Below are 13,125 nucleotides of genomic sequence, written 5' to 3' on the forward strand. Positions count from 1 at the left end.
TTCGTCTCTCATGATTCTGACCAAAGATATATTCTTTGGGGACAAGTCAAGATGCCCCTACACAGTCGGCATAGCGTCTAAACCATGCTTTGCTGCTTACTTTTGTCTAAACATTTGTATATCCAGATAATAGCACAGGACAACTAAAGTTGTCTCGTCTAAACAACTCCCTTGTTTTCATCCCCCGGTTAAAACAGGGGGGCTTTCAACGTCGCTTTTCGGTAAGCCTAAATCTATAAAGATATTGCTTGTGATATCCCTTTAATTAGGACTTACTGAATAAAATCTTTTTGCTGGGGTAGGAGACAGGAGACAGGAGACAGGAGACAGGAGAAATCGATCAGGAGCGAGGAGGTAGGAGCGGGCGTTTTGTCCCAAGATTGTTCTGCCCAACTATGCGCCTAAAATATTAACTTTTTGAGCGTGAAGAGCTGAAAACCAGGAACTTTTTAAAGGCCACAAAAAGGCTAAAGTATTTATATGTCAATGCTTTTAGATTTAATCAGCAAGCGCTAATTATCAAGAGGTAAAGTGCAAAAGTTATTACTTATTTAACACTACCGTATGATACTCCGTCAAGAATCTTTTTTCAATACTTTTTAGATTGCGGTCTAAGGTAAAAGATTGAGGTGGATAAATTGAAATTCTCTCAAAATCAGGATGTGAAGGATTGATCAAATAATTATATTCTTGAGGAATAATAGCAGAAGGAACCTTTAAAACTGCTGTTGTTTTAGCAGTTAACCATTTATCTCCAATCGAGGCTAAAACGAAAGGTGGAGAAGTATCGCGCCAGTTATGGGGTAATAAATTTTCATCTACTTGTTTAATCGGTAAATTCTCAGGAATTTTTACACCAATAGATACAAATATATTGCCAAAATTTTCTATTTCCATACTGACTAAAGTTTCTAATGTTGCTAGAGATAATGTGGCTGAAGTATAAATCAAGGATGTACCCTTAGAATTCCAACGTCCTCTGCTACAATTAGAAGCTTCAGCTTTAAAAGCACTATCAATATGTTTTTTATGAGAAATGCGCCATACTATTAAACTCATGATTATTATCTTGTCAACTACTAAAATTGAAGAAAAATTTAGGGTTCGGAATAAATGATTGCAAAGATTCAGACTAACTACTAATTAATTTTGTTTTCTGGCTCATTGTTCAATATTCATATAAGTTTGGTTGATCGTAAGAAGTATTCAACTTTTTGGTTCATGTTGACAGCACTACAGAATAAATAGGGTTTGCTGATTAAATATCGCGCTTATTGACTGATATTGGTTTGAGCAATTTTAGATCTGGAAAAAGTGCGAGATTTTAGGTGGTAATGGTTCAAAAATTCAGGATTTTGGTCAAGAGTTGGGCAGAACCATCTTGGGAAAATTCTTACTCCTACCTCCTCCAAATTCCCATTTATTCTGTCTCCCCCTCCTGGGAGGGGGAGGGGCGAGGGGTGGGTTGTCTCCTGTCTCCTACCTTCACCCATAAGACTTTTTCAGCAAGCCCTAAATAGGGTTTGCGTATGGAAAGTTTTTTTTGTTGGGGTAGGGAGTAGGGAGTAGTTAGAATCAATAGGGATTACAGAGAAACTGGCCAAAAGAATAGTAAGAGTAATTTTTTTGCCATATCTACCCGAAAATACTCGTTTTTTGAATGTTTTAGACCGAAAAGCTTGTACTTTTTCCAAACTTCAGAAGGCTAAAACCCTTACTTACCAACGTTTTAGCATTTAATCAGCAAGCCCTAAATAGAATAAAAATGCTGATACTACCTATCTATTTTTCAGCTTATAAATCCTGAATGATTTGCTGAAAAATAGATAGATAGGCAGGTTTTCAACCTGCCTTTTTCTATGTTTTTATTCACAACTACACAGAAATGAACTATTAGAAGATATTTGTAAAATTAATATTAGATAAATATTAGATAAATATTAGATAAATATTAGATAAATATTAGAAATATTAGAAATATTAATAATATTTAGATCCTGTAGGGTGCGAAGCGTGTTATGTAATACCAAATCCGCATATAACAAAAGGTGTTAACTAATATATGTCTACACCTTTTTTTGACCTGGATTTGGTATTCTACTATCCCACAATAATCAGTGCGTGAGGCGTAAAACCGTTCGCAAAGCGGAGGGGAGTTCTATCATTATTCCAGAAATGGTAAGTGTACTGTTACACACCCTACTTAATCTTTTGTTTACAAACAGCCTCTTAATGATGAATAATTAGCTATATACTCCATACTCTATTTTATTCAAAAGTTCATCTACTTGTTGTGTACCTGCATCCGTATCTAATAGTTCTAAAGGAGTTTTGCCACCCAAAGCACGATTTGATTTTTTCAGCCAATCTCTTGCTATTTCTACATTGTCAAATATATCTAACGTTTGTGCAAAAATTCTAGCAACACGATACAGTCTATCTGATTCTGAAAGATCTAGAGGTTTCTGATCTTTCTTGCGCCTAGATATAGTACGTTCAGAAGTTGCTAATAAAGTCGCCATTTGTGACTCAGAAATGCCACAATATTCTGCTACTTTAATCACAGAAATTATTGAAAATCCCTGACGAATTATACTGACTATTTGTAGTTCTTGGGGCAATTCCAAAATATTTTGAGGTATTTTCTCAAATCCTAAAATTTGATAGATTCTGGGGATGATTTCAGCTTCTGAGTTCTGAGAAACTTGATCTGGAGATAACATCTGGACGTCCTTTGAAAGTCATGTGTCTAATATTATAATGCCAGATGTCTGAAAAAAGTTGTGGAAATTTTATATTTATCAGATTTTACGACAAAGAACGGAATAGTTAGGACTTATGTGGATGATAAAACTTAGACAGGAAAATGTTTTTCCCACTGTTCCCAGATCCAGTTTCCCTTTAATACATAATTAATTCAGTAGGTTAACCTGCCGTAAAAGGAAGATAACATCTAAGAAAAAAAGTGTCCTGGATATAACTGAGTGCTAGTTGCTATATCTGAAGCTAAATATCCAGAATATAATTAATATATAACTGTTATGACTATTATTTATACTATACACCTCTAATCTTTCTAGATTGACTCAATACTCTCAAAGAGAGGAGCCAAAGAACAGGAGAATCAAAAAGATGAGAAAAAGTGTAAAGATGAAACTTTTAGAAAACATATTGCTTATTAATTACCTTATCTAAATTTTAGAAAATTTTGATACTTCCACCGTTAAATCAGAGATTATATACGGGGGATTCTTGCTTCAAATTTTTACCATAGTGCAGGATGGCAGAAATAACTAACCAGTTACAAAATCCTAAAAGCCTTACCAATCAAAAATGATTGACTGTCTTGAGTGTGTCTTACATTATGAGGGGACCTCAGAATTACACACTCGATGCATGACTTTTGACTTTTAACTTCCGCGTAGCAGCACTAGCTTTCTATTTGTACGCTAGGATAAAAGGCCACATAGTTTTGAATATTGTTGGCTTTTTCTTTAGGGTTGGGATAATACCAAGCACCATATTTATTTATCCTACCATCTACTTCTATATTATAATAGCTCGCTTCACCTTTCTAGAAACAGTTAGTATGGGTGTCTTTCTTTGAAAGTAAGCATTCAGCCGTCAGCCAGCCTCCTACCGGAGGAACTGCGGACTTCAGCTAGCCTCCTCCGGAGGAACTGCGGACTTCAGCTATTGCCTTTAGTTTAGGCTCAAAGCAATATTTAATTGTCTTACTATAAAAGTTGGCTCCCTTGCACTTCAAATCTATATTAATTTAAACACTGTCCTATATGAGAGAGTCTTATTGCTGTTAACGCAGTTCCTCCGGAGGAGGCTAGCTGACAGCTAATAGCTGAATGCTTACCTTTGAAGTATTTACGATTAACTATGTCTGGTGGGAAATAATAATTACCTTCGACCGTTTCACAGCGATCGCTCTGTAATAAAATAATACAATTCCAAATACCTTTGACCATTAGTTTTTCCTGGATTTTAGTAATTACGATATATAATCATATCAAATATTAAATTAAATTCGGAAAAATATCAAATCACAAATTAATTTTTTCCTGTCTAGATTCAATCGTCCTGGATTTAAGATGATTGAGTAATAATACGTTTCTACATCCCCAGCTTATTTTTATCTAAAAATCCAATTTTTTTTACTTTATCCAAATGCCAGAAAAGCTATTTTTCTAAAAGTTATTTTCAGATAACAAAAAAAGCAGCTTAACGAGCTGCATATTTAGAAATAACCGTTGTGTTTCTGTGAGGAAACTTTAATAAATAAATAAGTTCAATATAGAAAATAGTTTACCGAATAATTAAGGTTTAAAGCCTCTCATTAGCAAGGAAAAACAATAAAAAATTTTCCTTTGATTCAATCCTCTTCCTTTTAGGGAGAAGTAATTATCAATTATCCATTATTAATTATCAATTATTGAACTCTAATAGATTTATAGTATGTAAAAATAAATTAAATGTCAGTGATTAATCTATTGAAAAAAATGTGATTGTCAACACAAAAACTCAGTGATGCAGGTAACAAGTGAATTTTGATGCCTGCACTCTCACTGTTTTTTCAGCATAACTTTCTTATAGGGGTTTTCATCTTACGCTAATTAACCTAACTAAAAACGGAACAACGACAAAAAAATCAAAATGTATAGATACATGGCTAATTAGGATTTGCGGAAAAAGTCTGATGGTGATGATAGGTAACAGGGAACAGCTCCGAAAGGCAACAGTTTAGACTATCTGCTACGACCAAATTTTCGGCATTGTCAAGGGAAAAATATTAGTATTTTGAGACCAAAAGAGCCAAAAATCTTGCACTTTTTCAGAAGAAAAAGCCCTGGAAGCCTTTACAGGTATTGATTACAATTTTATTCAGCAAGCCCTAATTATTAGACTCCGTAATGGATATTGCACTTCTGGCATCTTCTATTCGATCGATGTGAGCTTTGAGTAAAGATAAATCTGTCGCGACAAATCTCTTGTTAGTTGTTAGATCGTAAGCTTCCCACTCTTGAGAAAAATCTACATCTTGCCAAATAAACCAATCTCGGTAGATTTCACCTTCATCAATATCACCACACAGAGCTAACCAATCATCTCCATCAAAATTGTCTACTGCTGATGCTACTAAGTCAAGCCACGCAATAGTAGTACAAGTATCTGTATCGATATCAACAGGAAAGGAGGCGGACTGGGAGAGGCAGATATTAGATGTCATTGCTAAATTCCTTGATTAACTCTATGCTCTAACTGTAGGAACTTTTAGCGCTAAATAGTAGTAGATATATGCCACTATCTGAATCAAACCATCTCAGATATCAGATTAATCTACCTTGTTATTACGAAAATGGTAAAGCAGAATCATCCTACGAGTAGACACTTTACAAATTGGCACTGTTATAGCAGGGAGTAGGGAGTAGGGAGTAGGGAGTAGAAGAGCAGGGGAGCAGGGGAGCAGGGAGTAGGGAGTAGGGAGTAGGGAGTAGGGAGTAGGGGAGCAGGGGAGTGAGGGAGTAGTAAATATAAGAATAATATACACAGGACTTACGCAAATTAACCTTGAAAACGCTATATTTAGCGGCGAATGGCATTTGCGTTCCGCAAAGCTCCGAATGGCGTCCTCACTGGATTTAGTTTCCGTGTGTAAGTTCTGATACAATCACTAGACATCTGGTGGAAATTAAAAATAAAATCAATTCTTATCCATAAATTGTCAATTATTTCTCCCTGTTCCCTGTTCCCTGTTCAATGAATAGATTTAATACCAATTCCCAAAAATAATGCTATACTTCCCATAGGACTTCAGTTATTAAGTAATAATAATGATTGAATAATGTTTGTGACGATTCTCGGCATTAAACCAAGAGATTTTATCTCTTTTTACCCTACTCCCTACTCCCTACTCCCTACTCCCTACTCCCTAATCTCAAGGAGATGTAGCAAGACTTTTGAGAAATGGTATAATACCATTTTTGATGTTGTAAATTATCTTTTTCGTCAAATAGACTTTTATATAAAGTCTTTTTATGGTGCTTATTATTCGTAACATTATTTTTTCATGCATGGTATTAGCCAAGAGTTGGGCAGAACAATCTTGGGACAATTCTTACTCTTACCTGCTCGCTCATATCATGTCCGGTTGAATAATTAGACTTTGGTGGAAGGAAGGCAGGAGGCAGGAGGCAGGAGGCAGGAGGCAGAAGCTTTTCTCCCATTGTCACCTTAATTTTATACACAAACGATGCTACCGGACATGATATCATTCCCATTTCTCCTGTCTCCTGTCTCCTGTCTCCTGTCTCCTACCCCTACAAAAAGACTTTTGAGCGCAAACCCTAATTATTCGGTAAATGTAAGAATAATGGGACTTACGATTGTTATCCATAAATTGTCAATTATTTCTCCCTATTCCCTGTTCTCTATTCCCTGTTCCCTGTTCCCTGCCATATTTTTTCCTTCACTCAAATGAAAAGCACTGTAAAGAAAATAGGATTTTAAGGCAGTTAGGTAAGTCACAAAAAAAATTTTTAACTGCCTAAAATACTCCACAGTCTCTATAGCTAAGGAGATACCTTAATAATTAAGAACAATTAATAGTTGAGGTGTTCAGAAATGCTTAATATTAATAAGATGAAAACAAATATAGTAGCGATCGCTGCAGTAGCTCTAACTATTTGTAGCACTCCCCTAGCACTTGCGGAAAATTATACCAGAGAATTTGACGAACAAAAATATCTACGTCAAAACCCTGATGTTGCACAGTTAGTACGTCAAGGAAAATATAAGTCTGGTTATGAACATTATGTCAGATATGGGCAATATGAAAATCGCCCCCCAGCTTTCAAAATATTTGATGAGCAGGAATATTTGCGACAGAACCCTGACGTTAGATCTGCCATACGTCGTGGAGAATTTCAGTCTGCTTACGATCACTATCTCAAACATGGTCAATATGAAAACCGTAAAGGTGCTTCTCAACCATCACAACCTGAATTTTATGATGATTATAATCAACCTCCTTTTGCTTACCAAAATTCAAGTTGTCAAAATATAAATCGTAATTTGTCTCAGGAGGCATTTTTCCGCACTGAAAGTCGAGTAATTCATATTTGTAGATATGAAAATACTAACAAATTAGTTTGGTTTGAGCGGAACAATAGAAGCAATTCTGGTTGGAAAACTTTTCCAGTAGAAGTTGCCTATAATGGTTTTGTTAATCCTCGTATGGGCTATTTTGTTAATAACAATGAATTTATTCATAAACGAGGAAATCGAAGAGTTTACAGAGAACAAGTTCTAACTCAATGGAGACATAATTGTACCAAAACATCTTCTTATTCATCATCGAATCCTTTTTTCAAGTCTAACTAGGGTTTGCTGAAAAAGTCTGTTAGTGAAGGAAGGGAACAGGGAACAGGGAACAGTTTAAACTATCTGCTACGGTCAAATTTTCTGATAGTCAGGGTCAAAAATTTACCATTTTGAGACAACAATAGCCAAAAACTAGGTACTTTTTCAGAATTGAAAAAGGCTAAAACCAATATCAGTCAATACTGTGAAATTTAATCAGCAAACCCTAACTAAAAAGTAATATCATTTCTCATAAAGAATGCTATACTTATGCAAGACTTCAATGATTAAGTAACTATTAGGGTTCAATAACTTCAATAACGATTATTTAGTCAGTTATTGTATATTATTTTTATGTTTATGTTTACTAGGATATAGATGTTGCATACAACGTCCCTACCCAATCCTCTACTCCGCTCAAGAAAACATAGAAAAGTTTTTTATTTTTGTATAATTTACCCGCATCTGTATCTTTCTAAAATGGTGAAAAGTAAACTTTTAATCATAAATTAAAAGCCTACATCCCCGTGTCTCCGTGTCTCCGCGTCCCCGTGTCTATCGAATAGGCTTTAGCCGAAACTTTTTCAGGAAGCTTTACCTCATTTGGGAGAGGCTTTCCTTGTTCAAAATCAGTAATATTAGATAAGGTTGTAGTAGCAATATCATTCAGTGCTTCTTCAGTGAAAAATGCCTGATGAGAAGTAATCAAAACATTCTGGAAAGATTGTAATAACTGGAAAGTATCATCCTGAATAACTGTATCAGATAAATCCTTAAAGAAAATATGTTCTTCTTGCTCATAAACATCAATTCCAAAATAACCAATTATTCCAGATTTTATGCCTTCAATTGCTGCTTTTGTATCAATTAATTGACCCCGACTGGTATTAATTAACATCACTCCTGGTTTCATTTGTGCGATAGTTTTGGCATTAATCAGATGATAATTTTCTGGTGTTAAGGGACAATGTAATGAAATGATTTCAGAGTTAGCTAATAACTCAGGCAAGTCTACATAACGAGTATCGCCAATCTCTTCAAATTGAGGATTAGGATAAGGATCGTACCCAAGCAAATGACAACCAAACCCGTGGAGAATCTGGGAAATAATGATGCCTATTTTACCAGTTCCTACAATTCCAACTGTACGATCGTGTAAATCAAATCCTAATAAACCATTTAAAGAGAAATTATCATCACGCCCTCTATTAAAAGCTTTATGTAGCTTGCGATTGAGCATTAAAATCATCCCAATAGCAAATTCTGCCACTGAATAGGGAGAATAAGCTGTCACTCGCACAACTTTAATACCTACTTCTGCAGCAACTTGTAGGTCAACATTATTAAATCCTGTACATCGTAAAGCTACCAGACGAGTACCCTGCTCCGCTAAGATTTTCAGAGTTTCAGAACCTAAATCATCATTGACAAATACACAAACTGCTTCACATCCAGTTGCAAGAGTAGCAGTTTTAGCTTCCAGTCGAGTTTCATGGAAAATAAACTCATGGTTAGCATTAGTAGCAGTATTAACTGCATCTAAAAATTGGCGATCGTAAGATTCGGTACTAAAAACAGCAACTTGCATATTAGATTAGGGAATAGGGAATAGACTTCATTAATTGATAATTGATAATGGATAATTGATAATTAGGGCTTGCTGATTAATTCTAAAAGTATTTACAGATAAAAGTTTTAGCGTTTTAGAGCTGAAAAAAGTACCAACTTTTCGGTGGACAAAGCTCATGCATGCTAGTACTTTGGGATGATTATGGCAGAAAAATTGAGAGACAAAACTTAGCTCCTACCTCCTCTACATTCCCATTTATCCTGTCTTCCCCTCCTGGGAGGGGTTAGGGGTGGGTTGTCTCCTGTCTCCTGTCTCCTACTCCAGCAAAAATACTTTCCATACGCAAACCCTAATTACCTCGGGTTTTAACGGGACTTTAGCAAATTTCAAGCCCAAACAAACCCTAAACTCTCTTTATGAGCAGGACTTACGCAAATTGACTTTGAAACTACCATCTGTAGGGGTGAATGGTATTCGCCCTCTCTATATGTAGAGTCTCTGCGTAAGTCCTGAGTATTTAAAATGTTCTCATTTTTCCTTCGACTACTATAATTATCAATATAGCAATGAGCGCTCAGGTATTTACAATGTCCAGCTCAAAGTGCAGTAAGCGAAAAGGTATACAAAAAATAATGTGTAAATATGTCAGCGCACATTGCTATACTTAGCTATCAGCTCCAGTCAAATGATTGTTGGGTTACGCTGACGCTTCACCCAACCTACTACTGCAACTATCAACACAGCGCTACACGCAAGTTAAAAGTTAAAAGGTAAAAGTCAAAAGTAATCCCTGAGTGACTTTCAGTATTTAAAATGTTCTAATCTTGAGTCACAGCAAGAATTTAACTCCTAACTTCTGACTTCTAACTTCTGACTTCACCGTCAGGCCACTTCCAATTAACGATATCAGGTCTGTCAATACCATGCTCATAAGCATAATTTTGACAAGCTATTTGCTCATTGCGGAATTTTTCCTTCGCATGAGCACCTGCAACCTTTAGCTTCTCTACTCGATCAATCACATCCATCGCAATACTGAAGCGGTCAATATTGTTCCGAATAGCTAATTCCAAAGGCGTATTAATATTACCCTTTTCCTTATAACCCCTGACATGGAGATTATTGTGATTCGTGCGACGGTAAGTATAACGGTGAATCAACCAAGGATAACCGTGGAAGTTAAAGATAATTGGTTTATCCAGAGTAAACAAACTATCAAAATCGCGATCGCTCAATCCATGAGGATGCTCCGTATCTGGTTGTAACTTAAACAAATCAATCACATTGATAAAGCGAATCTTCAAATCAGGGAAAGCTTCTTGCAACATCATATTAGCAGCCAAAGCTTCCTTCGTAGGAATATCACCAGCAGTTGCCAATACAACATCAGGTTCCACTCCTTGATCGTTACTTGCCCAATCCCAAATTCCAATACCCTTAGTACAATGCTTAACAGCAGCATCCATATCCATGTACTGCAAGTGCTTCTGTTTGTCAGCAACAATCACATTAACATAGTTCTTACTTCGCAAACAATGGTTTGCAACTGACAGCAAACAATTAACATCAGGGGGTAGATAAATTCGAGTTACATCCGGTGTCTTATTAGAAATCACATCTAGAAAACCAGGATCTTGGTGAGTAAAACCATTGTGGTCTTGTCGCCAAACTGTTGAAGTAATCAATATATTAAGAGAAGGAATTTTTTCACGCCAACTAAGCTCATTACACTTCTCTATCCACTTAGCGTGTTGACCCACCATCGAACCAATGACATGAGCAAATGCCTCATAAGTAGAGAAAAAGACGTGTCTTCCAGTCAAGATGTATCCTTCCATCCAACCTTCAAGAGTATGTTCGCTCAACATTTCCATCACGCGACCATCACGCGCCAGCTCTCCACCATCTAAATCTTCCGGTAGAAACTCTGCCATCCAAGTCTTCTTACTGACTTCATAAATAGCACTTAGTCTATTAGAAGTATTTTCATCAGGTCCGAATACCCGGAAATTAGTCATGTTATTACCCATGACATCTCGGAGAAACACACCCAAAGGACGAGTATTTTCTGCCTCTATTGTTCCAGGTTTATCTATCTGTATGCCATATTCCTGGAAATCAGGCATATTCAACTCTTTGCAGAGGAGTCCGCCATTAGCATTAGGATTCGCACTCATCCGACGGGCACCATAAGGAGCTAATTCTCGCAATTCTGCTAATAATTTACCATTAGCATCAAAAAGTTCCTCTGGTTTGTAGCTACGCATCCACTGTTCCAGAATTTTGAGGTGTTCTGGATTTTTAGCAACATCAGTCATCGGTACTTGGTGTGCCCGCCAGAAGCCTTCAATTTTGTGGCCATCAATTTCTGATGGTGCAGACCATCCCTTGGGAGTTCGGAATACAATCATCGGCCAGCGTGGCAACTCAGCATTGCCAGAAGTTCTAGCTTGTTGTTGAATATTTTTAATTTCCTGAACACAATGGTCTAAGGTAGCTGCCATTGCTTGGTGCATACTATCTGGGTCAGATCCTTCCACAAAATAAGGTTCATAACCATAACCCAAAAAGAGATTTCTTAAATCTTCATGGCTAATTCTAGATAAAATTGTTGGGTTATTAATCTTGTAGCCATTCAAGTGCAAAATTGGCAGAATAGCACCGTCTGTAATTGGATTAATAAATTTGTTAGAGTGCCAGGATGTAGCCAGAGGTCCTGTCTCGGACTCACCATCTCCAACAACTGGTACACAAATTAAATTTGGATTATCCAGAATTGCACCTGTAGCATGAGAAAGTACATAACCAAGTTCACCTCCCTCATGGATAGAACCTGGAGTTTCTGGCGTACAGTGACTACCAATACCACCAGGAAAAGAGAACTGTTTGAAGAATTTTTCTAAACCTTGTACATCTTGACTTTTGTCTGGATAAACTTCTGAGTAAGTGTCCTCTAAATAAGTTGGAGCTAGTACTCCTGGTGCGCCATGTCCTGGACCAGACATAAAAATCATATCGAGGTCAAATTTTTTGATAACCCGGTTGAGATGTATCCATATAAAGGCTTGACCAGAACTTGACCCCCAATGTCCCAAAATACGGCTCTTAATTTGTTCGGGTTTTAGAGGTTCCCGTAGGAGAGGATTCTTTTTCAGGTAAATCATCCCTACCATTAAATAGCAACAAGCACGCCAAAAAGCTTGCATTTTTTGGACTTCATCAGGGCTGAGAGGTGTGCCTTCAACTGTTGAACGCGCCTGGCCAAAAGCACTAATCGAAGCTGTTTTTTCTGGTGTTGATACCATAATTTTTAGATTCCTTATACAAAATTCTACGTCTTTGTCTTTAGTAAGCAGGGCAAATGTCCATTGCTAGGATTAAGTTGAATTGAGCAATTTTAAACATTCATTCTTGTTTCTGCTTATAGTAGAGGTGACATGGCTATACTACTATGCCGAGCTAGGTACAAATAACTATAATTAATTTCTACAATAAAACTGTCATCAAAATAGTTAAAATTTCGTTAAGTTTAGTATTTATAATTAGGGCTTGCTGATTTAAAGATCGCGCGCATTGACTGATATTGGTTTTAGGCAATTTATGTCTGGAAAAAGTATGAACTTTTCAGCAAGTAATGGTTACAAAAGTGAGGATTTTCACTGAAGCAAAAGCCGAAAAATCACTTTTACTATTATTTTGGCCACTGAATCTGTAATTCCCATTTATTCTACGTCTTAACTACTCCCTACTCCCTTTTTCCCCTCCTGGGAGAGGTTAGGAGTGGGTCCCTACAAAGAGCAAAAAGACTTTCCATATGCAAACCCTAATTATTATCTTTAATTCAATCAAAATAATATATAGATATATACCAATATTTATATATACCAATTATGTTATAGGTGATAGAATGCCCTATTTTATTAGAGGCGTTCATTAGACATCTCCAAAAATACTCAAACGCCTATCCTAACTATCTTTAGTGGAGCGATCGCTACTCATTAAAATAGTTAACTTGTACGGTTTTATGGGTATCAGAAATACTTTGTGTTACTAATCTAAATATCTATTGCACTTTTATTTATTATTTTTATCTCAAATTTTTATGATTTTTACTAATATAAATGAACCAATTATTAATCGGACTATACCACATATTTTTAAGATTACTTTTTCATAATTATTAT

At 36.2% G+C, this 13,125-nt stretch carries 7 protein-coding genes and 1 pseudogene; 1 reads left to right on the forward strand and 7 read right to left on the reverse strand.

The window, feature by feature from the left end; all coding sequences use genetic code 11:
* Positions 1–543: 543 nt before the first annotated feature.
* The 5 genes and pseudogenes from F6K54_RS09220 to F6K54_RS09240 all read right to left on the reverse strand — a co-directional run bounded on the left by F6K54_RS09220 (position 544) and on the right by F6K54_RS09240 (position 5,239).
* A complete protein-coding gene (locus F6K54_RS09220; RefSeq protein WP_293076727.1) occupies positions 544–1,059 on the reverse strand; it encodes an RES family NAD+ phosphorylase in 516 nt (171 codons plus the stop codon).
* Positions 1,060–2,243: 1,184 nt separating this feature from the next.
* The gene (locus F6K54_RS09225) at positions 2,244–2,723 is read right to left on the reverse strand and encodes an antitoxin Xre/MbcA/ParS toxin-binding domain-containing protein (RefSeq protein WP_293076729.1); all 480 of its coding nucleotides are present in this window, start codon (positions 2,721–2,723) and stop codon (positions 2,244–2,246) included.
* 707 nt (positions 2,724–3,430) lie between these two features.
* Positions 3,431–3,562 (reverse strand): annotated as a pseudogene (locus F6K54_RS09230) (DUF427 domain-containing protein); the annotation flags it as partial.
* A 211-nt stretch (positions 3,563–3,773) separates the two neighbouring features.
* Entirely contained in the window at positions 3,774–3,980 is a 207-nt protein-coding gene (locus tag F6K54_RS09235; protein ID WP_293076731.1) for a DUF427 domain-containing protein, read from the reverse strand.
* 923 nt (positions 3,981–4,903) lie between these two features.
* Complete coding sequence (locus tag F6K54_RS09240) at positions 4,904–5,239, reverse strand: hypothetical protein (RefSeq protein ID WP_293076733.1); 336 nt, start codon at positions 5,237–5,239, stop codon at positions 4,904–4,906.
* A 1,394-nt stretch (positions 5,240–6,633) separates the two neighbouring features.
* Here F6K54_RS09240 and F6K54_RS09245 point away from each other — a divergent pair.
* A complete protein-coding gene (locus tag F6K54_RS09245; protein ID WP_293076735.1) occupies positions 6,634–7,392 on the forward strand; it encodes a hypothetical protein in 759 nt (252 codons plus the stop codon).
* Positions 7,393–7,888: 496 nt separating this feature from the next.
* Here the strand turns inward: F6K54_RS09245 and F6K54_RS09250 are convergent, their stop codons facing one another.
* Together F6K54_RS09250 and F6K54_RS09255 are read right to left on the reverse strand one after the other, a co-directional pair.
* Positions 7,889–8,959, reverse strand: a complete 1,071-nt coding sequence (locus tag F6K54_RS09250) for a 2-hydroxyacid dehydrogenase (RefSeq protein ID WP_293076737.1) — start codon at positions 8,957–8,959, stop codon at positions 7,889–7,891.
* Between the two features lie 845 nt (positions 8,960–9,804).
* The gene (locus F6K54_RS09255) at positions 9,805–12,246 is read right to left on the reverse strand and encodes a phosphoketolase (RefSeq protein WP_293076739.1); all 2,442 of its coding nucleotides are present in this window, start codon (positions 12,244–12,246) and stop codon (positions 9,805–9,807) included.
* Positions 12,247–13,125: the final 879 nt, after the last annotated feature.

Source organism: Okeania sp. SIO3B5, from assembly GCF_010692555.1.
Classification (GTDB): Bacteria; Cyanobacteriota; Cyanobacteriia; order Cyanobacteriales; family Microcoleaceae; genus Okeania.